Source organism: Erythrobacter sp. S249 (assembly GCF_057364975.1).
Genome location: NZ_CP200287.1, coordinates 1961817 through 1986121, shown reverse-complemented (window position 1 = coordinate 1986121; position 24305 = coordinate 1961817). Strand labels below are relative to the sequence as shown.

Below are 24305 nucleotides of genomic sequence, written 5' to 3'. Positions count from 1 at the left end.
GCTGCCATGACCGAATTTTCCGTGCTTGATCTGATCCCGGTTCGCGAAGGCGGGAGCGTGGCCGAGGCTTTGACCGATGCGACAGAGCTGGCGCGCGCGGCAGAGCGAGTGGGCTGCAAGCGCTTTTGGGTGGCTGAACATCACGCGATGGATGGCATTGCGGGCGGCGCGACCTCGGTTGTGCTCGCCCATATCGGCAATGCGACCAGCCGGATCCGGATCGGCTCTGGCGGCATCATGCTGCCCAACCACACGCCGTTTCAGATCGCAGAGCAATTCGGCACGCTGGATGCTCTGTTTCCGGGCCGAATTGACCTCGGCCTAGGCAGAGCCCCCGGCGCTGGGCCGGAATTGCAGCGCGCCCTGCGCAAAAACCTGCATCAGGCGGCTGAATATTTTCCGCAGGATGTCGCGGAATTGCGCGCGCTTCTGACTGGCGATCTCGACCTGCCCATCGCCGCCACACCTGGCCTCGGCGCAAAGCCAGAGATGTGGATGCTCGGCTCCAGCCTGTTTGGCGCGCAGCTCGCAGCAAGGCTCGGCCTGCCCTATGCCTTCGCTGCGCATTTCGCGCCCGATCATCTGGACGCCGCATTGGAAGTGTACCGCAGAGACTTTGAGCCATCAGACGCGCTTGGCCGCCCGCATGTAATGGTGGCGATGAATGTCTTTGCGGCCGAAAGCGAAGCAGAGGCCCGCCTACTTGCCTCAAGCCAGCAACAAAGCTTCGTCCGCCTGCGCAGCGGCAATCCCGGCAAGCTGCCGCCACCTATTGAGGATTACACCACCACCCTGCCAGCGCCAGCGCGCGCCATGCTAGATCATATTGGCCAAGCCGCAGCCATTGGCACCGCCGATATGGTGGCAAGCCAAGTGAGCGATTTTATTGGGCGCACCGGCGCAGATGAGATCATGCTGTGCGGCGCGACCTATGATCCAGCGGCGCGAATTCGCTCGCTAGAAATCACCATGAAAGCGCTCACTGGTGCGCTGGCCTCCTAGCGCTGAGTGGCACAAAAATCGCGCAGCTAGATAATGAACACGGTTGCGCAAACGTATCCAAGAGGCCTATCGGCGACGCATAAGAACGCTCAAGAATAATATTGTTTCAAAGGGGCGAGGATGGTTTCGAAACCCGCTAAAAAGCTCGCAGGAAAAGCTTCAGCCAAGCAGAAAACGGCGCGCAACCCGCGCCGAAGCAAGCATCATACCGCTCTGTCAAAGCGGCTCGCCGATGCGATCCTGCCCGGTGATACGCCCTTTGCAAAGCAAGCGCTGGAAGAGGCCACCGCCTTCCTCCTGTCCGCGGCTGAGAAGCGTGAGACGGACCGCGCCTCGCTGGTCATGGAAACTGAAACCGATGAGCGGCGCATTATGCGCATCGCTTTGGTCAATGATGACATGCCGTTTTTGGTCGATTCGGTTGCCTCCGCGCTCGCCGCCCAAGGGGTCACGATTGACCGGTTGGTGCATCCGATCATTGCGGTAAAACGCGACAAGTCGGGCAAACTTACTGAGCTTGGTTCAGGCAAAGCGCGCGAGTTTATGATCTATATCGAGACGCCGCGGGTTGATGCGCGCCAACGCCGCGAATTGCTGAAAGAACTGCGGCTGACCCTGGGCGATGTCCGCGCCGCCGTGAACGATTGGCCCAAGGTGCAATCCGCCATGGAAGCGGACATCGAACGGGTCGAAGAGCCGGAATTCAAAGACCTGCTAACCTGGCTCAACAGCGGGATGCTGACCCAGCTGGGCCATGTAACCCGCCGCCGCGATGGCAGCCAATCGGGCCTGCTCGGGATTTGCCGTAAGAGCGCGCGTTCTTTGCTGGCCGATGCGTCCTACGACAAGGCGTTCAAATGGTTTGGGCAGAAACGCCCCGATGGCCGCACGCGCGAACTGCTGATCATCAAATCAAACCACACCGCCAAGGTTCACCGCCGCGTGCCGCTCGACCTGTTTATCGTGGCGATCCGCAAGAAAGGCAAAGTGGAGGCCCTGTCGGTTCATGCCGGGGTTTGGACCAGCGCCGCACTGGCGTCTGCGCCTGCCAACGTGCCGCATCTGCGCGAGAACCTCGATGCGCTGACCAAAGAGCTGGGCTTCAACCCATCCGGGCACACCGGCAAAGCGCTGGTCCATGCCTTTACCGCGCTGCCGCATGATCTGCTGATTGCGTTCAACCGCGCAGATATTGGCCGCCTCGCAACCACCATGATGAGCCTGGTCGATCGGCCGCGCCCGCGCCTTTCGCTCGCCAGTTCGCAACTAGACCGGCATGTGTTTGCCTTTGTCTGGCTGCCGCGCGATCTGCTCTCCACCCAAGTGCGATTGCAAATTCAGGAGCTGCTAACCGCTGAGGCGGATGCGAAAGTTCTCGATTGGAGCCTTGAGGTTGAAGGCGGCAATCTGGCGATGCTGCAATTCGTGCTTGATGTTCGCGAAGCCAAAGCCATGCCGGATGCAGCGGAGCTGGAAGGCCGCCTAGAGGATATGCTGCGCGGCTGGGGCGAGGGGGTCGAGCGCCACCTTGCAAAGAGCGAAGACCCCGCGCGCGCCATGGCGATTGCGGCGCGTTTTGCAGAAGCTTTTCCGGCCAATTACCGGCTGCTCTATGGCACCGCAGAGGCGGCGACTGACATCCGACGGATTCGCGCGCTCAGCGTCCGTACCGGCGGTGATGATGACACGACCTTGCGCGATGTGCGCTTGTACCATCTCGATAGCGACACAGCCGATAATCTGCGGCTCAAAGTCTATCAAAGCAGCGGCGCTTTGCCTTTGTCTGATGCTGTGCCCGCACTTGAGAATTTCGGCTTTCGTGTGATCACCGAAATCCCAACCGAGCTTGATAATGGTGCGCTTGGTTCGATCCATGATTTCACCCTGGCTCTGCCTGAAGGGGACGAAGCCGCACCGCTGCTGGAGCGTGCGGACATTATCGAACAAGCCATCGCCGCCGTACTCAATGGCAGTGCCGAAGATGACCCGTTCAACCGGCTCGTGATCGGAGCGGGCCTGAGCGCGCAGGAAGCCAACTTGCTGCGCACCTTCTATCGCTACCTGCGTCAGACCGGAATGGGCTTTACGATCTACACCGTCGTCGATGCGCTGGCCGCTGCTGTGCCAGTGACCAAGGCGATGATCGCGCTGTTTACCGCGCGCCATGATCCCAAGTTTGAGGGCAATCGCGAAGAGGCCGAGAAGAAGGCTCGCAGCGATTTCTCGCGCGGGCTGGCTAAGGTTTCTGCGATCAATGATGACCGGCTGCTGCGGCTCTACAATGCAGTTATCGGCGCGATACTGCGCACCAATGCGTTTGCCGATGCAGCGGATGAAGCGCTGGCGTTTAAGTTCGATTCTGCGCAGGTTCCCGACCTGCCGAAGCCCGTGCCATGGCGCGAAATTTTCGTCTATTCGCGCCGGGTGGAGGGCATTCACCTGCGCGCTGGCGTAATCGCTCGCGGCGGCCTCAGATGGTCGGACAGGCGCGATGACTTCCGCACCGAGATCCTCGGCCTGATGAAGGCGCAGCGGGTCAAAAACGCTGTGATCGTGCCGACCGGGGCGAAGGGCGGCTTTTATCCAAAACAATTGCCATCGCCTGCGAAAGACCGCGATGCTTGGGCCGCAGAAGGTCAGGCGAGCTATGAGATTTTCATCCGCACCTTGCTGTCGATCACAGACAACATCGTGAAGGACGAGGTTGTCCATCCAGCCGATGTGGTGGTGCACGACGGCGAGGACCCCTATTTCGTGGTCGCCGCCGATAAGGGCACGGCGCGCTTTTCTGACGTGGCCAATGGCATCGCGGAAAGCCGCGATTTCTGGCTCGATGATGCCTTCGCTAGCGGCGGCTCCAACGGCTATGACCACAAGGCCATGGGCATTACAGCGCGCGGCGCGTGGGTGTCTGTCCAGCGGCATTTCCTCGAAATGGGCATCGACGTGCAAAGCGACAGCGTCCGCGTGGCGGGCTGCGGCGATATGTCAGGCGATGTGTTCGGCAATGGTATGCTGCTGTCGAAAGCGATCAAACTGGTCGCGGCCTTTGACCACCGGCACATCTTCATCGATCCTGATCCCGATCCGGCCAAAAGTTGGAAAGAGCGCAATCGGTTGTTCGAGCTCTCCAGTTCCAGCTGGGAGGATTACAATTCCAAGCTGATCTCCAGCGGCGGCGGCGTGTTCGCGCGCGATCAAAAGAGCATCAAGCTGCCCAAGAAGGCGCGCGAAATGCTCGGGCTTGAAGAGGCTGAGATCGCGCCCGATGATCTGGTAACAGCGATCCTAAAGGCGGACCTTGATCTGATCTGGTTTGGCGGGATCGGCACCTACATCAAAGCTGAAAGCGAGAGCGATGCAGCTGTGGGCGATCCCGCCAATGATGCTCTGCGCGTCGCCGCAGCCGAAGTGCGCGCGAAAGTGATTGGCGAAGGCGCAAACCTGGGCGTTACGCAAGCGGGCCGGATCGCATTTTCGCTCAATGGTGGGCGCATAAACACCGATTTCATCGACAATTCAGCCGGCGTTGACTGCTCCGATAACGAAGTGAACATCAAGATCGCGCTCGCAGCGGCCAAACGCGATGGCAAGCTGACCGAGAAGAAGCGCGTTGCCGTGCTGGAAGCGATGACCGACGAGGTTGCGGCAATCGTGCTGGAGGATAACCGGCTGCAAGCGCTCGCGCTGTCGATTGCGGAGGCTGGCGGCTGCGAGGCGACTGCGTCTTACACGCGCCTGATCGAGACGCTCGAAGACATGGCCGATCTTGATCGCAAAACAGAGGGCCTGGCCTCAAGCGAAGCGCTGATCCGACGTGCGGGCGAGGGCCAAGGCATGACCCGGCCAGAGCTAGCCGTGCTGCTGTCATCGGCCAAGCTCGCTCTGCAAGATGCGATCGAGGAGAGCCCGCTGTCCGGCGATGAGGCTATGGAGGACGCGCTGATCGCGATGTTCCCAGAGCCGATGCAAAAAGATTATGCGGAGCAGATCAAGCAGCACCGCTTGCGGCGCGAGCTGGTCGCGACCGAACTTGCCAATCGCATAATCAACCGCATGGGCATCTTGCCCGCATTCGAGCTCGCCGAAGAAGAAGGCGCATCGCTGGCCGCGGTGACCAATGCCTTTGTCGCCGCCGACCGCCTGTTTGGAACGCGCGCGATTTGGGAAGAGCTCGACACAGCCAAGATGAGCGAAACAACGCGCATCATGCTGTTTGAGCGGGTCGCCATCGGTTTAAGAGGACACATGGCAGACCTGCTACGCGCTGGCGCGGCTAAACGGCCTCCCGCTGAATTGATCGAGGAATTGCGCGGCGGGATCGAAGAACTGCACGATGCCACCGAGGCTCTGCTGGCTGGCGAATCGCGCCAACAGTCAGACAAAATGCTCAGCGAGCTGGTCGAAGCGGGCGCGCCCGAGGCGCTGGCCAAAAAGGTCGTGCACCTGTTCGAAATGGACGGCGCAATTGGTCTCGCGAAACTCGCGCGCGATGCCGATGTGGCGGCGCTGCAACTGACCGATGCCTTCACCGATATGGGCGTGCGTCTGGGTCTCGATTGGGCGCAGGCAACCGCCGCGCTGATGGAGCCATCCGATGTTTGGGAGCGCTTGCTGGTCGCTGGCCTGGCGCGCGATTATCAGCAGATGCGGCTCGATTTCCTGCGCCAGCTGGTGCGGCGCAAGAAAGGCAAGTCTGATCCAGCAAATGCAGTGGAGCAATGGGCCAGCGACAATGCCCCTGCAATCCGCCAGTTTGAGGCGATGGTTGGCCGAGCAAAAGCGCACACGCCAGTGGCGCCAGCAGTGCTCGCGCAAATCGCAAGCCAGGCCCGCAATCTGCTCGATCCCTAAGCCGTCATCACCCCGTCCAAAGCGCGCAAGACGCTTGACCTAAGCCAAATTTGGGGCAAGCGTCTACGCCATGGATAGCGCCGATATCGTAATCGTGGGCACCGGGCATGGCGGCGCACAAGCAGCCATTGCTCTGCGCCAACAGGGGCATGAGGGATCGATTCTACTGGTTGGGCGCGACGCCGTTCCGCCTTATGAACGCCCGCCTTTGTCGAAGGAATATCTCGCCGGGGACAAGCCGTTTGAGCGGATCTTGATCCGGCCTGAGAAGTTTTGGGCAGACAAGGATATCACCCTGAGGCTGGGCCAGGGGGTCACCGAAATTGACTGGATGGCGCATGAAATTGTGCTGATGGATGGCAGCCGGATTGGCTATCGCAAGCTGATTTGGGCAGGCGGCGGCGACCCGCGCAGGCTGCCGTGCCCCGGTGCCAATCTGCACGGCGTTTTCTATGTGCGTGACAAGCGCGATGCCGATGCGATGATGGCCGCGATTAAGGGCGGCGCGAAACGTGCGGTTGTGATCGGCGGCGGCTATATCGGGCTGGAGGCGGCCGCTGTGCTGCGCAAGCTGGGCGTCGAGGTGACCTTGCTAGAGGCTCAATCCCGCCTGCTAGCGCGCGTCGCGGGCGAGGAACTATCCGACTTTTACGCCGAGGAGCACCGCAGTCACGGCGTCGACATTCGGCTCGGCGCGAATGTCCAGGAGATATCGGAAACAGACGGCGAGGCCAGCGGCGTTTTGCTCGAGAGCGGCGAGTTGCTCGAATGCGATATGGTGGTCGCCGGGATTGGCATCATCCCCTCGGTCGCGCCCCTGATCGCGGCGGGCGCAGCGGGGTCAAATGGCGTTGACGTCGACGTCTATTGCCGCACGACCCTGGACGATATTTATGCGATTGGCGATTGCGCCGCTCATGCCAATGATTTTGCCGACAGCGCAGTGATCCGTTTGGAATCGGTCCAGAACGCGCATGATATGGCGAACACGGCCGCGCGTGCGATCATGGGCGATAAACAGCCCTATCACGCGCTGCCATGGTTCTGGTCGAACCAATATGATCTCAAACTGCAAACCGCTGGCCTCAGTCTCGACTATGACGAGACAATCCTGCGCGGCGATCCTGCTGCACGCAAATTTTCGATCGTCTATCTGAAAGAGGGCCGTCCGATTGCCTTCGACTGCGTCAATGCGATGAAAGACTATGTCCAAGGGCGCAAATTGCTCGAAAACGGCATTCAATCGGCTGACAAAGCTCTGCTCGCTGACCCTGAAACGCCGCTCAAGGAATTGCTCTAGAGCCTCAGCGGCAGCCTACATGCGAATTCAGAAAGAGGCATTTTCATGCAAACAGGCGATGGCGGCTCCATGCTTCAGGGTCTGAAGGTGCTGGACCTGACCACCGTCGTGTTTGGGCCCTATTGCACGCAAATCCTCGCCGATCTTGGCGCCGACGTGATCAAGGTTGAAGCGCCGGGCGGCGATGCGCTGAGGTATTCTGCCAAGCCTGCGAAGACGAACGGGATGGCACCGAGCTTTCTCGCGCTCAATCGCGGCAAGAAATCACTGCTGCTGGACCTGAAAGACGACGAGGCCAAAGCGCAATTGCGCAAGCTGGTAGCGGAAGCAGATATGCTGATCCACAATATCCGGGCCGAGGCGATCGAACGGCTTGGGTTCGGATATGAGGCCGCCAAATCGCTCAATCCCGAAATCATCTATGTTCACTGCGTCGGCTTTGGCTCTGACGGGCCATATGGCGGGTTGCACGCCTATGACGATGTGATCCAGGCGGCGAGCGGCGCGGCCACTCTGCTGCCCCGCGTCGATGGCAATGAAAAGCCGCGCTATCTGCCTTCGCTGATCGCAGACAAGGTCGCCGGATTGCATGCCGCCTATGCTTCAATGGCGGCGATGATCCACAAGCTGCGCACGGGCAAGGGTCAGTTCCTTGAGGTGCCGATGTTTGAGGCGTTTTCGAACTTTATGCTGAAAGAGCATTTGGGCGGGCTGACATTCGATCCGCCGGTCGGCCCAGCCTGTTACAGCCGCCAGATTGATCCGGACCGTCAGCCTTTCCCGACCAGCGACGGCTATATCTCCATTGTCCCCTATCAGATCGACCATTTCCTCAAAGTTGTGGCGCTTCTGGGTGATGAAGAATTCGCACGAGAAGCACGGTTCCAAAGCGTCAAAGGGATCGTCCAAGGCCGCGCAGACATCTATCGCCGCATTGGCGAGTTGACCGCGCAGAAGACGACCGACGAAGTGCTGGCGATCATGCGAGGCGCGCAAATGCCCGCCATGCCGGTTCGCGATATGCAGAATATGACAGCCGACCCGCATTTGGACGCCGTTGGCTTTTTCCAGCGCAGCGAGCATCCGACCGAGGGCACGGTGCTGAACCTGCGCGAACCGACGCGGTTCTCTGAATGGAGCCCATCAAACCCGCGACCAGCGCCCAATCTGGGCGATGCTTCGGACGGCTTTGACAGATAGAGCCTTAGCGCTAGCCAGCGGGTAGCCTGTCCAAAGCCCAGCGCGCGGCATCCGCAACTACCGGATCCTTGTCGTCTAGTAGCGCTTCTACCGGAGCACGTAGGCCGGCATCCCCGCTATTGCCCGCCGCATAAAGGCAATTGCGCACAAACCGGTTGCGGCCAATCCGTTTAATCGGAGAGCCGGAAAAAACGGCGCGAAAACCAGCATCATCGAGCGCAAGCAATTCAGCCAAACGCGGCGCGACAAGCTCTGCGCGCGGCAGAAATTCCCGCGCAGCATGGGAGGTTTGCGCAAACTTGTTCCACGGACACACCGCCAGACAATCATCACAGCCGTAGATCCTATTGCCCAGCGCCGCGCGAAACTCTTCCGCAATCGGGCCTTTGTGCTCAATGGTGAGATAGGAAATGCAGCGCCGCGCATCGAGCCGATAAGGGCTCGGAAAAGCGTCGGTCGGGCATGCATCGAGGCACGCACGGCACGACCCGCATTGGTCCCGCTGAGGCTCGGTCAAAGGCAGGCCAATCGTCGTGTAGATCGCGCCAAGGAAAAGCCAGCTGCCATGTTCTGGGCTGACCAGATTGGTGTGCTTGCCTTGCCACCCGATCCCGGCGGCTTCGCCGAGGGGCTTTTCCATCACCGGGGCGGTGTCGACGAACACTTTGACCTCAGCCTCCGGCGCCTCCGCCACCAGCCAGCGCGCCAAGGCTTTGAGGCGCTTCTTGACGAGATCGTGATAATCCTTGCCCTGCGCATAGACAGAGATGCGCGCGCGCTCGCCATGCGCTTCCAAAGCCAAGGGGTCGTGCGCGGGCGCATAGCTCATGCCCAGCGCAATCACCCGCTGCGCCTCTGGCCACAGCCCTTGAGGCGAACGGCGGTGATGCTGGCGGGTCTCCATCCACTCCATAGAGCCGTGATGCCCCTCGCCCAGCCATTGCTCCAGCCGCTCCGCACGCACCGGATCTTCCGCCGCGCTCGTCACTCCAAAGGCGGCAAAGCCAAGCTCGCGCGCTTTGTTTTCAAGGCGTTTGCCAAGATCAAGTGTTGTGCCTGCGTTAACCACGCTTAGGGTTACTCCCGTTTAGGCCCGTCCACTAACGGTGCGGGCCATGGATATGGCGGTAAGCGATCAAACAATCTTGAGCAATGAGCAGAAACCTCTCGCAATCGAGGCGCGCGGGCTCGTCAAACGCTTTGACGGCACCTTGGCCGTGGGCGGGGTCGACCTCGAAGTGCCTGAGGGCGCGATCTATGGTGTGCTCGGGCCAAATGGCGCGGGCAAGACCACGACATTGCGCATGCTGCTGGGTATTATCGACCCCGACGAAGGCGTGCGCCGCGTGTTCGGATATGACCAACCGCACGATATTGGCCGGCTGATCGGCTATCTGCCGGAAGAGCGCGGGCTATACCCGGCGATGAAATCGATCGAAGCGATTGCCTTTATGGGCGCATTGCGCGGCCTGCCGCTGGCCGAGGGGCGCGTACGCGGGCTGGAATTGCTCGAACGCCACGGGCTGGGCCATGCCGCCGAACGCCAAATTCGCCAGCTGTCGAAAGGCATGGCGCAGACGGTGCAATTGCTTGGCACACTAGTCCACCAACCGCGACTGGTAGTGCTGGATGAGCCGTTTTCAGGGCTTGATGCGATCAACCAGGGCAAGCTGGAGGGGATGATCCGCGCTCTGGCCGATGACGGCGTGACCGTGATCTTCTCCACCCACGTGATCCACCACGCAGAGCGCCTGTGCGAAGGCGTGGCGATCATCGCCGGGGGCGAAGTGCCCTATGCTGGCAGTGTTGAGGCCGCCCGCGACCGCATCCCTGCGCAGGTCCGGCTGGAAACGCGCGCGCGCGAGGGCGGCTGGACCGCTGCTTTGCCCGAAGACACCCGGCGCACCGGCGATTTCTTCACCTTCTCGTTGCCCGACAGCGGAATTGAACCTTTGCTGCGGACATTGATCGAAGGCGAGGCTGGCATTCTTTCGCTCTCGATTGAGCGGGCCGGTTTGCACGATGCCTTCGTCCATATTGCGGGCGAAGCGGCTGCGCGGCAGCTCGAAGTGGATGCCGCTGGCGGAGAGCAAAGCTGATGAGCAATTTTGATCAGGCAGCAATCGCCGCCAAACCTCGGCTGAGCTATTTTCAGGCGGCATGGGTTGTGGCCCGGCGCGATTTCGTCGCGGTGCTGTTCAGCCGCGCGTTCCTGTTCTTCCTGATCGGACCTCTGTTCCCAGTGCTGATCGGCGGACTGGCTGGCAGCATCGGCAAGACCACGTCTCAGCAGGCCAATAGCGTTGAAATCGGTCTGGCGATGAGCGCGGCAGACAACGCCGCGATGGAGGCCGCCGCCGAAACACTCCGCCCGCAATTGGGCGGCGCTTCACCTGTGCTTACACGCGTGCCCGAGGCCGAAAGCGCCGGTGATTTTGACGCGCGCGCCTTCCTCGACAGCGGCGGACGCAGCTATGTCGCGATACTGACAGGCACGCTCGAAGAACCCAAGCTGGTCGGCACGCAAAGCCAAGTCGACCGCTGGAAAGGCCGGATTGAACTGCTTGCGGCCACGGCCAGCGCCTCTGCACCCAGCCGCTATCCCGATGCGGCGAGCGAGATTGTCGTCTCCAGCGGAGCCTCCGACCGGTATAGCCGCGTGCGCACCGCGCAGGCTGCACAAATGGTGCTGTTCCTCTTGACCATTTTGCTGGGCGGCATGGTGCTGTCCAATCTTGCCGAAGAAAAAGGCAATAAGATCATCGAAATTCTCGCTGCCGCTCTGCCGATGGACGCGGTGTTTATGGGCAAATTGTTCGCCATGCTGGGCGTTTCCTTTGTTGGAATTGCCGTGTGGGGCACGACAGGTTGGGCATTCTGGGCCGTCGCCGAAGACGCCATTGTCACCGTCACGCAAACCAATTTCCGCGAGCTTCCCGGCCCGGCAATCGGCTGGCCAATGTTCATCGCGCTCGGCATCATTTATTTCTCGATGGCCTATCTGCTGCTCGGCTCGCTATTCCTCACCATTGGCGCCATGGCCAGCAGCGTGCGCGAGGTGCAGACCATGTCGATGCCGGTCACCATGCTGCAAATCATGGTGTTCTTCCTCTCGGCGGCAAACATCGGGCAAACCGGCACACCGCTGGAACTGACGTCAGTGGTCTTCCCGCTCTCCTCGCCCTTTGCGATGATGGCCAGAGCCGCTTTGGAAGAAACGCTTTGGACGCATGCGGTCGCTCTGGTTTGGCAGGCATTTGCCGTGTTCATACTGATCAAAGGCGGCTCCACCCTGTTCCGCAAGCGCGTGATGAAGTCGGGACCAGGTGGCGCGAAAAAGCGCCGGTTCTGGCAGCGCAAACCGCCAGCGGCTGAGCCTGCTGAATAGGTTCCTTATCGCAACCGACTATTGACACTGCTGTCAGTTAAGGCACCATGCGACTCACCAGAGCGGCCAAAGCCGCCGGACAGGAGAGAGACATGGCAACCATTGCGCCGCCAGCGAGCGATCAGAATTCGGCACCTGAATGGCGCACGTCGCCCACCGCGCATGATGCGCTCATGGAGCATTTTGCCAAGCATCCCGAAGAACGTCCGCAGCATCCGCACAAATGGGACGTCAGCCGGTCAGACATCTATTACGAGGATCGCTGGCAGCCGATCTTCAAGGAAATGCAGGATGCAGGCCCGCTGCATTACATCCCGGAAAGCCCCTACGGCCCCTATTGGGCGGTGGTCGGCCACAAGGCGATCCAGCACATTGAAGCCCTGCCAGAGGCGTTTTCCTCCAGCTGGGAATATGGCGGCATCACCATTCTGGAGCGGCCAGAACAGGAAGAGGCGAAGCCTGAAGAAGAACGCTTCGAACTGCCGATGTTCATCGCCATGGACCGGCCCAAACACACCGGACAGCGACGTACGGTCGCCCCCAAATTCACGCCCAGCGCAATGACTGCGATGGAAGGTGACATCCGCGCGCGGACGGGCGAACTGCTCGATTCGCTACCGCGCGGTGAAGTGTTTGACTGGGTCGACAAGGTTTCGATTGAGCTGACCACTGGCATGCTCGCCCTGTTGTTCGACTTCCCATGGGAAGACCGCCGCTTGCTGACCTTCTGGTCGGACTGGTCGGGCGATACAGAGCTCGGCTCAATCCGCGAACTCGATGAGTTCCGGCGCGGCATTTTACACGAAATGGCGGCCTATTTTCAGCAGCTGTGGGTCAGAAAAACGCAAGAAGAATCCGGCGATGATCTGATCTCAATGATGATCCATTCCGATGCGATGAACCAGATGAGCCCGCAGGAATTCATGGGCAATCTGGTACTGCTGATAGTCGGCGGGAACGACACCACTCGCAACACGATGAGCGGCATTGTTCATTCCTTCGATAAGTTTCCTGATCAGCGCAAATTGTTCGAGGAACAGCCCGAACTGATCCCCAATGCGGTGCAGGAATGCATCCGTTTCCAAACGCCGCTGGCGCATATGCGCCGCACCTGCACCGAGGACACCGAAGTGTTCGGCCAGACTATCAAACAAGGCGATAAGGTCGTCCTGTGGTATCTCGGCGCAAACCGCGAAGAGACGGTGTTTGAGAACCCGCACAAGCTCGATATCACGCGCGATAATGCGCGGCGGCACATCGCCTTTGGTTATGGCATTCACCGCTGCGTCGGGGCTCGGCTGGCCGAATTGCAACTGAAGGTCTTGCTGGAAGAAATGCACAAACGGCGCATGCGCGTGCATGTCGCCGGTGATGTGGAGCGGGTGCGCGCGAACTTCGTCCATGGCTTCCGCAAATTGGAAGTCGAAATCACTGAGTTTTAGGCGGATTTGAGGCGGATTTTTTCGCCAAGAATGTAACCTTTTGCCGCTTGCGTGCGTATCTAAGGGTGACACAATTCTTAGATCGCACGAGTTTAGCCATGACTGACATCAGACAAGACTTTGTCTCTCACCGCCGCACGTTCCTCGGCCTAATCGGCCTAGGCGCGGCAATGCCTATGCTTGCTGCCTGCGGTTCTGCCCCAGCACAGGCCAAAAGCTTCCCTATCACGCACAGCGATGCGCAGTGGCGCAAGAAGCTAACCCGCGAAGAATACCGTATTTTACGGAAAGCCGGAACAGAGCGCGCTTTCACTTCACCGCTCGACAAGGAAAAGCGCAAAGGCACGTTCGTTTGCGCGGGCTGCGGCAACAAACTCTATTCCTCGGCCACCAAATACGACAGCAAGACCGGCTGGCCGAGCTTCTGGAAGGCTCTGCCCGGCGCGGTTGGAACTGCCACCGATTACAAGATTGGTTATCCGCGCACCGAAGTGCACTGCGCCGATTGCGGCGGGCATTTGGGCCATATCTTTGGTGATGGGCCAAAACCGACCGGAAAGCGCCACTGTATCAATGGCGTCGCGATGGATTTTGTCCCGGCCTGATCTGAACGCGGGAGTAGCGCGGGCCTAGTCGTGATCGAGCAGGACGGGCGCTTGCAGTTCAGCAGCGAGGCGCGCGAATTCACCCAGAGTGTAAGTGTCGTCAAACACGACGCCATAATGGTTGTCGCGCCGCCAGCGCACTTTTGCGCGCACCTCTTTCAGGCCTTCCCCAACCAGAGTCACAGTCTGATCAATTGCGAACAATCCCTCGCATTCAAAGCGCGCGCCTTGCTGAGACAGGTTCTCGACAAACGCCTCGTGTTTGCCTGAAAGGGTCGCCACATCGACCGGGAAATACATGCCGAGACGCATACCACGCTTGGGATATTCGCCAGCCTCTTCGACCAGCTTTTCCACGTCGACTGGATGGGCAAACTCAAAGCCTGCCTCATTGCCGCGTTCCCAAATGGTGCGGATCTCATAGATCGCACCGCTAGGCATGTGCAGCTCCATCGTCTCACACGAGGGAAGCCGGTGAAACATCCGGACACTGATGCCGATTTCGGAAACGTCACGAATGACGCAGACGAACTCACCCTGACCGGAAATCAGTTTCGCGGCGCGAATGAGAATAGTCACCCGCTGCGCACGGCGTGGGTCATCGACCACTTCTGGAGTGGCTTCGTCAAATTCAGGCGTTTTTGCCGCTTGATCCATGCTGCACTTCCAACCTTGTCCACCAGCTCATCTGGCTTGCCTGCCGCTTCCACGGAGCGACTCTTAATATCTCGATAGATGAAATCAGGTTAAGAGCAGGATAACGTTGTCATAAGGGGTCCCTCGACGAGGGTCTGATCCAATCCATGACAACGCCGAAAAGTGGAAGCGGGCAATGGGCGGTGCCCGCTTCCAACTGGTCAACCCTGATCAGAAGCTAAAGCGGAGGGAAGCAATAGCTTTGACTTCATCGGTTTCGACCAGAAAAACTCCGCCTTGTTCGACGGTCGCTTTCGCGTAATTGAGCCCGAGATTGAGCGAGAGACCCCGCGCAATGTCATAGGCCGCGCCCAGCGAAGCGGATATCTCGTCATCGCCGGCAGCCTGTCCGTAATGGGCCTCGCCTGAAAGTCGGACCGGGCCCAGCTGTGTTTGCGCTCCAGCAGACAGGAACCAGCGGTTCAAATCGACAGCATCGCTATCAAGCCGTTCGTAACCTGCACCAAGATCGAAGATGCTGCTGCCATAAACCAGCTCGCCAACGACACCGACGCCAGTGCTATCAAATTCGGTCAGCCCATCTCCAGCGAGAAAACTCGATCGCCGCACCCTGCCTGAGAAGCGAATATCCCGCTCGCCGATGGGGCGCTGGAACGCAGCACCGACTTCAAAGTCACCATTTTCATCGACGACAGCGCCAATGACCGATGGTCCAAAACGCCCAACATAGGCACCGCCCCAATCGTCGAGCTGGCCATAGAAGTCGTCAAAAGCGAGCACACCATTGCCAACCCCGCGTTGTCGGCGAGTGAGTTCACGCACCTGCCCGTTTACATTGCCGGCAAGCACAGTCCCGACGCTCGTCCCGACAAATGCCGCGACATTGTCGGTATAGCCATCGCTTCCATCGAACGCATCGACTGCGCCCGTTGCGTATTGCCCAAAATAGGCGGCGCCGACCGTCCAGCGATTGGCCAATTGGGTCTGCGCCGAGATTTGGAAGTTGCCGACGAACTCGGCCTCCACACTGTCAGTATCAGTGATATTGTCGAACTCAGCGATCACCGGTGTATCGACAACACCCGATATCTCGACCGTGACATCGCCCAGATCGAATGCGATCGGTTCCTCAAGCGAGGACAAACGATCATAGTTGAGATTAACGTCCTGAGCCATTGCATTGGCTGGAAACAGGCAAAGCAGTGTCAGGGCCGACCCTCTGGTCAGCGCGATTTTCATCATTCGGCTCATGAAACTAAGCCTTTCTTTTGAACATGTTGTCGAACGCGTGCCGGGCGATAAGACGTCCGGCGCGATCTGCTTGGTCGTGATCTTCGAGCCAGTGCACGCCGCCATACAGCCGGGACCAACCGTTTTCATGCGCGGCCTGATCGAGGCTCGTAAAGTGACGCGCCTTGCCAGTAAGAGTTGGCCACAAGACCTGATCGGGGCTCTCATGGCTGAATGTCACAGCGTCTGTGCCAATCAGCAGTTTGATCATCTCCACACCCACTGCGCCAAAGGTTGAGTGGCCAGACGTGTAGGCAGGGAAGTTCGGCGTGGGGATAAAGCTCTCCCAATTCGACTGCGCTGCAACGCGCGGATCTTTATTGCCAAAGCTTTCACCGCGGAATTTGATCGCTGTTTCCGGTCGGACGATATCGTGATGATATTTGCTGTCCCATGCTTGGATTGACGCGTCTGCCTGGGTCGCACCCATCAGCGCAAAGTTGCGTGCATGGTCGAGGAAATCAAAGCCGCGATCCTGCATCACTTGCAGCCCGATGTAGAGGAAGTGACCTGGCGGCGTGATGCCCCAAGGGCCATCTTCCCAGAACAGGGCGATTTCCGACTGGTCAGCCGTGCGAGTGGTGCTGTCTTTTCCGCCCAACCTACGGACGAGTTCGAACTGTTCCGCAAATTCCGGGCTCCCCACATCGGGGAAATCCGGCACGCGGAATTGCGAAGAACTGGTCATTGTCCAAGGCTTGATATCGCCATGACCGGGGAACAGGCCGCGTTCATAGGCGCCGACCTGCGGGCCGGGATTGGCGCTGTATGATGGGCCGGTTGGGGTCCATTTCAGCTCATCCTTGCGGCGCGGGTAGCGACCGAGGTAATAATTGACCTTGTTCGGTTCCGCCCCGTCATTGGTGCGCATCTTGTTGATGGCGATGCCAACATGGCGCCCCCATTTGATGCCAAGCTCTTTTGCTTCGCCATCTGGGAAGCGGTTTTTGAAGCTGTTGCGTTCCCACAGGAATGGCTGCTGGAAACACTCCGAAGCGGCGGTTGCAAAGGCCACGCCATAGGCGATTTCAGGATCAGCACCCTTAGGAGCCTCGCCGAAATCGTAAGGCATGTCATAGCGGCCAATGATCGCGTTGGCAGCGGCAAAGCCAGCCACCATGGGCGCTGCAAAATTGTAGGCAGCACGCGGCGGCGCAACACGCTGGTCGCGCACTTGCTGCATGATGATATCGACCCAATGATAGACCGTGTTGTTGTTTTGCGGATTAACAATGTTGGTGAGATAGCTTGAACGACTGCCAAACGAAGCTGTCGCGCAGCCCGCCAGTCCTGTCATCGCCATCCCGGCCGCTGCGCCGGCCATCATATTGCGCCTTGAAATTTGCATCTAATCCTCCGTCTTCATGGGCTCGCGGTTGATCCGAAAGTGGGAGCCCTAGTGATGAGACGGAGTTGCGCGCGAAAACCCGCACGTCTTTTTGCGAACTATTTACAAGTAGCGCAAAAACGCGCCGAATTTAGCGGCGCAGGCTGAATTGAATTTGGACAGTGAGGGGCCGCAGTGGAGTGGCTTGATCCTCTTGTCGGACAGTGAAGGGATTGCCAAACGCAAAGCGATTGCCCCGGGCGTCTGTCAGGTTTAGCACTTCCAAGCGCACACCCATGTGCTTTGCAGTCCACCACGCCGCAGCATCTAACGAACCAAAGTCGCCTTGTTCGATGCGGACCTGCTGATCGATATCCAGGAAGGATCGCCCAACATATCGGCCAGATAGGGAAAGACCGAATTCATCGTCTCCCTGGGTCCGCCAGCGTTTGGACACCTCGCCAAAGGCTGAGAATTCTGGGACATTGGGGAATTGGACTTGCACGGTTTGGCCTTCGGGCAGAATGCGATCCACTTGCGTGTCGGTCCATGTCCCTGCGACTTGCAGTTGCCAGTCCTGACGAAGATCGAGAGTGGCGCTCGCATCAATGCCTGTCGCGGTCCCATCTCCGATATTCCGGGTCAGCGGGAACCCTTCCAGATTGAGCAAATCCGCCTGAATATCGCGCCAATTGGTGTGGTGGACAGTTGCTGCGAGCTGCAACCGGCTCAATTCCCCCAATTGGCCACGAAAACCGGCTTCATAAGATCGCACTCGATCCGGATCGAAACTGGTGCTGCTCGGATCGCGATTGTCGTCCCGTTCAATCGTGACGCCGCCTGTGCGAAAGCCCTGCTGATACCGCGCATAAGTGATCCAATCAGGACGCGGCGAGTAGGATATTGCAAGCGCTGGCAGCACGCGGACCGGGCCATCACTGGGTTCGCTTACGACGTCATCTGTGAAAGAGCGCTCTGCGCTTGCGTTGGTATAGAGCAGGCGTGCGCCCGCGGTAAGCGACCAATCGGATGCGAAGCTGTAACTTGCCTCTCCGAATGCTGCGATTTCGTCTAGCCGATAGGTAAGCCGGGCGAATGGCGGTGGATCGGCACCATTAAGATTGACGATCAACTGGCTCATGCCATCACGATTGCTGATCGCACCCAGACCCACCAGCCAGCTCAAGCTGCTGGTATCGCCTCCAGAGAGCCGGGTCTCATGGCTGAGGAGGCGAATTTTCCGGGTCTCCCGAAATGTCTGACGCGACATATCATCTGTGAGCGCCGAAGAATCGAAGACCGTGCGCAAATAATGATCAACAATCCCCGTGGTAGAAACCAGTTCAGCATCGTTCAAATAACCGCGAATGGTCAGGTTACCGCCATAGATGCGGCCCATAAAAGGCTGGCCCACCAGATCCGTGCGCGCCAAACCCGGAACCGCGCCGTCGATATATTGGCCATCACGGTGTTCGACGTGCTGGCCAAATCCGCTTAATTCCACTTGCCAGTCTGGCCCGATATCCCAAGCGAGAGCTGCGCGCCCGCCATAGTGTTTCTCTTGGTTGATATCGCTGATGCGGCGCGAAGGGTCGTCGATGTACCCGCTGTCTTCGCCGCCATAACCAACAACTCGGATAGCGGCATCTTGACTGATGGGAAGGTTGCCGACGGCTCCAATCTCCCAGCTTTCTCCTGCGCCGCTTGTGGTTCCTGCCCGCACCCACCCCTCTGCTTCGACACCCGAAGCGTCGGGGCTGTTCGGATTGATCCGCAACAGTCCGGCAATCGTGCCGGCCCCATATAGTGTGCCTTGCGGCCCCTCCAGCAATTCGACCGCCTCGACATCATAGAGGCGAAGATCCGGGTTAGGCGCGCTGAAGATCAGCCGCTGTTCGCCTAGATAAAGCCCAATAGTCGCTTGGGTCGGTCCGTTAAAACTGCTGTCGGCAATGCCTCGGATGAACACCTTATTGCGCCCTGATCCCAGCGCTGTGCCATTGATAGCAGGCACATCTGCAAGAACCTCATCAAGGGTCTGCCCGGCGGCTTGCGAACCCAGTGCGTCAGTCGCCACCAATTTGATGCCACCTGGATAATCGGCAGCGGAAAACGCTCTTTTCGTCCCTTCCACAATAATGGGTTTGGGGGGCGGAGGCGGGGGCGGTGGTTGAACGGGAGCGACCGTAGGGGCGGGCGAAGCGCTTGGCCGCTGGATAGCGGGCCGCCGGACAATCCTGTACCCCCCGCGAATGGAAACAGCGCGAAAAGGCGTTCGGTCAAGCAGCCGGCGCAGCGCTTCGTCCGGGGACATGCGGCCGCGCACGGCGCGAGCTTGTACCCGGCGGATCTCGCTGTCACTCGTTGCGATGCTAAGGCCCGATTGCCTAGCGAGAATTCTGATACTGCTGGAAAGGCGGCCTGCGGGAATGTCGACTTGAATTTGACCTCGCGCCTGCGCAACAGCAGGAGGCGCGCCAAGCGTCGCCATCAACATGGTCGGCACGGTCGCGGTCGCGATTGCAGCCCGCAGCTGAAGCGCCGTAAATCGTTTCCAGATGCCCATCACCGCGCAGTAAATCACCGCAATCTTGCAAGCAAGACTGGCCTGATGGCGTGCCGTCAGCAGTTATTCGATAATCCAGCCATCCTGCACACGCCTCGCGCTGCCGCCCGCAAAGCTGGCAATCGAAGATACAAAACCTGTCTCTGCCTCGGTGTCTTGAGGGATCAAGATCGATCCGGTCAATCGGGCTTGCGCAAGCCTAGACGAAACTTCGATCTTCAATCCGGTGCTCCGCTCAATCTGTGAAAGCGCCTGCGCAAGAGGCGTATCATCAAACTCCAATCGGCCCTCACGCCATGATCCGACAGTCTCTGCCTCGACATCTCGATAGGTCAGTTCTGCACTGCCCAGCGACTTGCCAATTGCCTCGCCTGCCTGGACCTGAAGGCCTTCCCCATCGGGGTTCACAATAACGATCCCCTCGGCAACGGACACAGTCAGGTTGTCATCGTCGAGCGAAACATTGAAGACAGTTCCGTAATCAGTGAGCACGAGGTCAGCAGCTTCGACTCTGAGCCGAGTGGGTTCGGCGGCATCAATGGCGAACGCCACTTCACCCCGTTCGACCACAATGGTGGGTTCCCCCTCGGTAATTGTGACTTCGCTGGCCCCATTCAATGTGACCGAGATTTCGTCAGTGAGAGCCAGAGTCTTCATTTCACCCGGCGCTGTCGCAACAATTGTGGCCTGCGGGGTGCCGCTGCCAAATGGGAAAACGAATACAGCCATTGCCATTACGGCAGCAGCAACCATTGCCCAGGGAAGAATACGAGAAATCGGATTGTCATTTGCGGCAACCGGGCTCTCGGCCACTTCTGGTTCTTCGATGTGCTGATTATCGGAAAGCGCCTCTAAATCTTGGTCCGCCTCAACCGCAGCATCAAAAGTGGCTGCGTGGCGATCGTCTTCCTCCAGCCAGAGCGTAAACGCCTCCCAATCGGCAGTTTTCATGGTGCCGTCCGACTGTTTAAGCAGCCATTTGATGGCCTGATCTTGCATACGCGCTTCTTGCATCGCCGACTTGTCCCCTGCTTCATAAGACGATGTCATCGGCCAACTCCCGCATCAAATTTCTCACGCAGCTTCATCACCAAGCGATAGGCGCGTTGCAAATGCTTCTCGACGGCGCTCAAACTGATGCCGTTTTGGGCGGCAATGTCTCTCTGGCTTACACCCTCAACACGGTAAGCCAGAAAGATACTTCGGGTGCGCTCAGGCAGGTTGTCCAGCTCAGCAAGGACCCGGTCGAGATAGTCCCGCTCCATCGCAGCGCGTTCGGGCGTTATTGGGTCCGCGCGTAAAGCGGTTATGCCCTCTCCGCCGTCTCCCCAATCTTGGTTGCGCTGGTCGCGGCTCCGCTCGGATCGTCGATAATCGCGGACCAAGTTTTCAAGCAGCCGGTAGAGATAAGGCAAGTGATCAGAAACGCTCTGATTGTCCACTTTTTCAAGCAGCTTGACCCGCGCATTTTGCATCAAGTCCTCGGCCAGATCACGGTCTCGAGTGCGAGCGATCAAGAACCGCAGAAGGCTGTCCTCGTTCTCAATTAATGTAGCGAGCAGGCCATCTTCCGAATTTTCGGTCTGCTCACGATCCAACCATCCAACTCCGATTTAGGGACATCATTTCTGGCCCAACTGGCGCGACTTTAACAATATGCAAAAGCACTATCAAACTTAGAGCAGCCTGGGAGATCGAAGAAGTCATCGACCAAGAGCCTTGAACCAGAGTTTCCGAGATTTTTGCTGGTGCGGGTGGCGGGACTCGAACCCGCACGATCAAAAGATCAGGGGATTTTAAGTCCCCGGCGTCTACCATTCCGCCACACCCGCTCGGCCGCTGCCCTAGCGAGAGATTTGACGCGCTGCAATGCGCGAGCAGCCATGGGCACCAGCGCCATCTTGCGCCAGCAAAGTGCCGAGCATTGCAGAGCAAGTTTCGAACGGAAACAATGCAGGACGCAGCATGAAGCGCAGCGCAGCTGCGCAGGCTATAACAGTAACAATGTCGGCGGATGCTTACTCGCCGTTGAGACGGCGGCGCATTTCCTTGCCTGCCTTAAAGTAAGGCACGCGTTTCGCAGGGACACTCACGGACTCGCCAGTGCGCGGATTGCGACCCTGACGTGCTTCGCGTTCACGGGTCGAAAACGCTCCGAACCCGCGCAGCTCAACCCGGCCGCCTTCGGCAAGTCTCTGCGAGATTTCATCAAAGAAAATGTCGACGACTTGCTCAATCTCTTCAGCGCGCAGCTCAGGGTTGTCCTTGTGCAGCGCTTGGAGCAATTCGGATCTGATCATGTCGAACTCCTGGCCTACGTCATTCTACGACGCCGCCCGCGGGGTCTCCCCCAAATTATTGCCTAACCCCGACCCGCTGGGTTGCGAACTATGCAACGCACACTGGCAGAGCGGAGCCATTCCTGCAAGTCAGCACCAAAATATTACCGAACTGAATAGTCCAAAACTGTCCAATGGGCGAGTCTAAAGCGTTTAATATATTGTATTTGCAAGCAAACACTCGCCCCACATTTGCTTAATTTGCCTCTAAGGTGTCCGCGAGTTCCGCCAGGTCAATGCCCAACCGCTCCATCCGATTGCGGATTTCTGGCCATTCTTCGCGCAAAAACTGCTCGCGCTCACTCGAACACAGCCGGCTTGCCGCGCCGATGACGACATACATGCCGACCCCGCGCTGGACCTCTACGAGCCCGTCATTTTGAAATTGCTGATAGGCTTTCGCGACTGTCAGCGGGTTGGCCCCCTGCTCCGCCGCGAGCGCTCTAACCGATGGCAACATCTCCCCTTCCGGGTATTTGCCTTCGATAATGGCGGCGGCGATTTGATCGCGCAGCTTAAGATAAACGGGTCGACTTTGGCTCATAGATCCTCGCTAGGTGCATCAGTGACATAATACACTCATGCGCGTCAAGTTCCCGAACAATCCGCTTTCGCTGCAATTTTGCGGCCAGCCGCGCCCCATTTGCGTGTAACTAAGGCTTCACAGGCGAGAAACAGGCGCTAGGGTGCGCGTCATTCTGGTTCCCTGGGGAGGGTGACCACACAAGAGGGATTACACACTCAAATGGCAACTCAGCAACTTGCTCATGGGGACAGCGCCGGGACTATCCTCGGCCACCCCAAGGGCCTCTTCGTCCTATTCTTTGCCGAAATGTGGGAGCGCTTTTCCTACTACGGCATGCGCGCTCTGCTCATTTTCTATCTGACCAAACATTGGCTGTTTTCAGATAGCGATGCCGGCATCATCTACGGCGCGTACACCGCCTTGGTGTACATCACGCCGGTTGTCGGCGGGTATATGGCCGACAAGGTGTTGGGGCAAAGAAAGGCGGTGGCCTTTGGCGCTGTTCTGCTGACGCTGGGGCACTTCTTTATGGCCTTCGAGGGCGAAGCCGCCGCGGGCAACACCGACAATCCGGTGATCTATGTCTTCTGGCTAGCCTTGGCGCTGATCATTGTCGGCTCGGGCTTCCTCAAAGCGAACATCTCCGTGATCGTTGGACAGCTCTATCCGCGCACTGACGTGCGCCGTGATGGCGCTTACACGATCTTCTACATGGGCATTAACCTCGGTGCTGCTCTCGGCTCTTTGCTGTGCGGCTACATTGGTGAGACTTATGGCTGGGCTTACGGCTTTGGCCTCGCAGGGATCGGCATGCTGTTTGGCCTACTCGTATTCACTTGGGGCAAGCCAATGCTGCTAGGTCGGGGTGAGCCACCCAAACCGTTGGCAAAAGCAACCGAGTGGAAGATGTACGGCATCGGCGCGGCGCTCGTCGCAATTTGCTGGGTACTCATTCAGTATCAGCAAGTTGTCGGCTGGCTACTTGGCATTTTTGGGCTTCTCTTGGTTTCCTATGTGATCTTCACATCGGTCACCAAGCTTGACCCAGAAGACCGTGACCGGATTTTCGCAGCGATGTTCCTGATCATCACTTCGATCATCTTCTGGGCCTTGTTTGAACAAGCGGGCTCGTCGCTCAACTTGTTCACCGATCGCCATGTTGATCGCGGCGGTGTGCCGGCTTCGACATTCCAATCGATCAATGCGATCTACATCATCCTGCTCGCGCCGCTCTTTGCAACGGCATGGACATGGATGGGACGCAAGGGCGTGGAGCCGTCCTCGCCATTTAAGTTTGGCCTCGGCGTGATTCAGGTCGGGTTGGGCTTCTTGGTGCTGGTTTGGGGTGCAAGCTCGGTTGGCATTGACGTGCCAACGCCGGTGATCTTCATCTTCCTGATCTACCTGCTGCACACCACGGGTGAGCTTTGTCTTTCCCCTGTTGGCCTGTCAGCGATGAATCGCTTGGCGCCTGCACACATGGCATCGCTCATCATGGGCATGTGGTTCTTTGCTTCGGCAACGGGCAACTTCGCCGCTGGTTTGATTGCGGCCGCCACGGGGGCGGAAGGCGTCGGCGAAGAAGCTGGCAAGCAAGTCGTTCTCGATGTTTACTCGACCGTTGGTTGGGTGGCCGTTGCGGTTGGCATCGGCGTGCTGGTGATCAGTCCGCTGATCAAGAAGCTGATGCACCTCGACACGCTGACCGACGATGAAGGTCTGGCTGGCGCAGCAGAGGCCGGTTTGGAAGCGCAAGAGGCAGGCATTCGTCCGGCCACGCGTCCGGCAGAATAATAGGAAAACGGGGTA

At 58.8% G+C, this 24305-nt stretch carries 18 protein-coding genes and 1 tRNA gene; 9 read left to right on the top strand and 10 right to left on the bottom strand.

Features of this window, described 5'->3' with window-relative positions:
* The first annotated feature begins 6 nt into the window (after positions 1-6).
* The 4 genes from AC0V6V_RS09430 to AC0V6V_RS09415 all read left to right on the top strand — a co-directional run bounded on the left by AC0V6V_RS09430 (position 7) and on the right by AC0V6V_RS09415 (position 8356).
* The gene (locus tag AC0V6V_RS09430) at positions 7-1002 is read left to right on the top strand and encodes an LLM class flavin-dependent oxidoreductase (RefSeq protein WP_486165130.1); all 996 of its coding nucleotides are present in this window, start codon (positions 7-9) and stop codon (positions 1000-1002) included.
* A gap of 120 nt (positions 1003-1122) precedes the next feature.
* On the top strand, positions 1123-5856 hold the full coding sequence (locus tag AC0V6V_RS09425) for an NAD-glutamate dehydrogenase (RefSeq protein WP_486166307.1): 4734 nt from the start codon (positions 1123-1125) through the stop codon (positions 5854-5856).
* A 70-nt stretch (positions 5857-5926) separates the two neighbouring features.
* Positions 5927-7156 (top strand): NAD(P)/FAD-dependent oxidoreductase, encoded by a 1230-nt coding sequence (locus AC0V6V_RS09420; protein WP_486165129.1) that lies wholly within the window; start codon positions 5927-5929, stop codon positions 7154-7156.
* 45 nt (positions 7157-7201) lie between these two features.
* On the top strand, positions 7202-8356 hold the full coding sequence (locus AC0V6V_RS09415; protein ID WP_486165128.1) for a CaiB/BaiF CoA transferase family protein: 1155 nt from the start codon (positions 7202-7204) through the stop codon (positions 8354-8356).
* Between the two features lie 10 nt (positions 8357-8366).
* Here AC0V6V_RS09415 and queG read toward each other — a convergent pair whose 3' ends face one another.
* Positions 8367-9425: a tRNA epoxyqueuosine(34) reductase QueG gene (gene queG, locus AC0V6V_RS09410; protein ID WP_486165127.1), complete on the bottom strand. Its 1059-nt coding sequence runs from the start codon at positions 9423-9425 to the stop codon at positions 8367-8369.
* 46 nt (positions 9426-9471) lie between these two features.
* Between queG and AC0V6V_RS09405 the strand changes: the two genes are divergently transcribed.
* The 4 genes from AC0V6V_RS09405 (at position 9472) to msrB (ending at position 13791) form a co-directional block, all read left to right on the top strand.
* Complete coding sequence (locus AC0V6V_RS09405) at positions 9472-10455, top strand: ABC transporter ATP-binding protein (RefSeq protein WP_486165126.1); 984 nt, start codon at positions 9472-9474, stop codon at positions 10453-10455.
* Positions 10455-11744 (top strand): ABC transporter permease, encoded by a 1290-nt coding sequence (locus tag AC0V6V_RS09400; protein ID WP_486165125.1) that lies wholly within the window; start codon positions 10455-10457, stop codon positions 11742-11744. The genes AC0V6V_RS09405 and AC0V6V_RS09400 overlap by 1 nt, the downstream gene beginning before the upstream one ends.
* Before the next feature lie 92 nt (positions 11745-11836).
* A complete protein-coding gene (locus AC0V6V_RS09395; RefSeq protein ID WP_486165124.1) occupies positions 11837-13186 on the top strand; it encodes a cytochrome P450 in 1350 nt (449 codons plus the stop codon).
* 98 nt (positions 13187-13284) lie between these two features.
* Positions 13285-13791: a peptide-methionine (R)-S-oxide reductase MsrB gene (msrB, locus tag AC0V6V_RS09390; protein ID WP_486165123.1), complete on the top strand. Its 507-nt coding sequence runs from the start codon at positions 13285-13287 to the stop codon at positions 13789-13791.
* 24 nt (positions 13792-13815) lie between these two features.
* Here msrB and AC0V6V_RS09385 read toward each other — a convergent pair whose 3' ends face one another.
* The 9 genes from AC0V6V_RS09385 to AC0V6V_RS09345 all read right to left on the bottom strand — a co-directional run bounded on the left by AC0V6V_RS09385 (position 13816) and on the right by AC0V6V_RS09345 (position 22514).
* Positions 13816-14448 (bottom strand): PilZ domain-containing protein, encoded by a 633-nt coding sequence (locus tag AC0V6V_RS09385; RefSeq protein WP_486165122.1) that lies wholly within the window; start codon positions 14446-14448, stop codon positions 13816-13818.
* A gap of 210 nt (positions 14449-14658) precedes the next feature.
* Positions 14659-15699, bottom strand: a complete 1041-nt coding sequence (locus AC0V6V_RS09380) for a hypothetical protein (protein WP_486165121.1) — start codon at positions 15697-15699, stop codon at positions 14659-14661.
* 4 nt (positions 15700-15703) lie between these two features.
* A complete protein-coding gene (locus AC0V6V_RS09375) occupies positions 15704-17086 on the bottom strand; it encodes a vanadium-dependent haloperoxidase (protein ID WP_486165120.1) in 1383 nt (460 codons plus the stop codon).
* Between the two features lie 130 nt (positions 17087-17216).
* Positions 17217-19379 carry a TonB-dependent receptor gene (locus AC0V6V_RS09370; RefSeq protein ID WP_486166077.1) on the bottom strand — a complete coding sequence of 721 codons (2163 nt, stop codon included), beginning with the start codon at positions 19377-19379 and terminating at the stop codon, positions 17217-17219.
* Between the two features lie 315 nt (positions 19380-19694).
* Positions 19695-20681 (bottom strand): FecR family protein, encoded by a 987-nt coding sequence (locus tag AC0V6V_RS09365; RefSeq protein ID WP_486165119.1) that lies wholly within the window; start codon positions 20679-20681, stop codon positions 19695-19697.
* Entirely contained in the window at positions 20678-21229 is a 552-nt protein-coding gene (locus tag AC0V6V_RS09360; RefSeq protein WP_486165118.1) for an RNA polymerase sigma factor, read from the bottom strand. The genes AC0V6V_RS09365 and AC0V6V_RS09360 overlap by 4 nt, the downstream gene beginning before the upstream one ends.
* Positions 21230-21377: 148 nt before the next feature.
* Positions 21378-21463, bottom strand: a tRNA-Leu gene (locus AC0V6V_RS09355).
* 186 nt (positions 21464-21649) lie between these two features.
* Positions 21650-21931, bottom strand: coding sequence for an integration host factor subunit beta (locus AC0V6V_RS09350; protein WP_486137683.1), 282 nt, complete (start codon positions 21929-21931; stop codon positions 21650-21652).
* Between the two features lie 235 nt (positions 21932-22166).
* Positions 22167-22514, bottom strand: a complete 348-nt coding sequence (locus AC0V6V_RS09345) for a GntR family transcriptional regulator (protein ID WP_486165117.1) — start codon at positions 22512-22514, stop codon at positions 22167-22169.
* 201 nt (positions 22515-22715) lie between these two features.
* Between AC0V6V_RS09345 and AC0V6V_RS09340 the strand changes: the two genes are divergently transcribed.
* Complete coding sequence (locus AC0V6V_RS09340; RefSeq protein WP_486165116.1) at positions 22716-24290, top strand: peptide MFS transporter; 1575 nt, start codon at positions 22716-22718, stop codon at positions 24288-24290.
* Positions 24291-24305 lie beyond the last annotated feature (15 nt).

Excerpts from the sequence above, each read along its gene's own strand:
- AC0V6V_RS09430 (WP_486165130.1), top strand. The coding sequence starts at position 7 with ATGACCGAATTTTCCGTGCTTGATCTGATCCCGGTTCGCGAAGGCGGG.
- AC0V6V_RS09425 (WP_486166307.1), top strand. The coding sequence starts at position 1,123 with ATGGTTTCGAAACCCGCTAAAAAGCTCGCAGGAAAAGCTTCAGCCAAG.
- AC0V6V_RS09420 (WP_486165129.1), top strand. The coding sequence starts at position 5,927 with ATGGATAGCGCCGATATCGTAATCGTGGGCACCGGGCATGGCGGCGCA.
- AC0V6V_RS09415 (WP_486165128.1), top strand. The coding sequence starts at position 7,202 with ATGCAAACAGGCGATGGCGGCTCCATGCTTCAGGGTCTGAAGGTGCTG.
- AC0V6V_RS09405 (WP_486165126.1), top strand. The coding sequence starts at position 9,472 with ATGGATATGGCGGTAAGCGATCAAACAATCTTGAGCAATGAGCAGAAA.
- AC0V6V_RS09400 (WP_486165125.1), top strand. The coding sequence starts at position 10,455 with ATGAGCAATTTTGATCAGGCAGCAATCGCCGCCAAACCTCGGCTGAGC.
- AC0V6V_RS09395 (WP_486165124.1), top strand. The coding sequence starts at position 11,837 with ATGGCAACCATTGCGCCGCCAGCGAGCGATCAGAATTCGGCACCTGAA.
- msrB (WP_486165123.1), top strand. The coding sequence starts at position 13,285 with ATGACTGACATCAGACAAGACTTTGTCTCTCACCGCCGCACGTTCCTC.
- AC0V6V_RS09385 (WP_486165122.1), bottom strand. The coding sequence starts at position 14,448 with ATGGATCAAGCGGCAAAAACGCCTGAATTTGACGAAGCCACTCCAGAA.
- AC0V6V_RS09380 (WP_486165121.1), bottom strand. The coding sequence starts at position 15,699 with ATGAGCCGAATGATGAAAATCGCGCTGACCAGAGGGTCGGCCCTGACA.
- AC0V6V_RS09375 (WP_486165120.1), bottom strand. The coding sequence starts at position 17,086 with ATGCAAATTTCAAGGCGCAATATGATGGCCGGCGCAGCGGCCGGGATG.
- AC0V6V_RS09370 (WP_486166077.1), bottom strand. The coding sequence starts at position 19,379 with ATGTCCCCGGACGAAGCGCTGCGCCGGCTGCTTGACCGAACGCCTTTT.
- AC0V6V_RS09365 (WP_486165119.1), bottom strand. The coding sequence starts at position 20,681 with ATGACATCGTCTTATGAAGCAGGGGACAAGTCGGCGATGCAAGAAGCG.
- AC0V6V_RS09350 (WP_486137683.1), bottom strand. The coding sequence starts at position 21,931 with ATGATCAGATCCGAATTGCTCCAAGCGCTGCACAAGGACAACCCTGAG.
- AC0V6V_RS09345 (WP_486165117.1), bottom strand. The coding sequence starts at position 22,514 with ATGAGCCAAAGTCGACCCGTTTATCTTAAGCTGCGCGATCAAATCGCC.
- AC0V6V_RS09340 (WP_486165116.1), top strand. The coding sequence starts at position 22,716 with ATGGCAACTCAGCAACTTGCTCATGGGGACAGCGCCGGGACTATCCTC.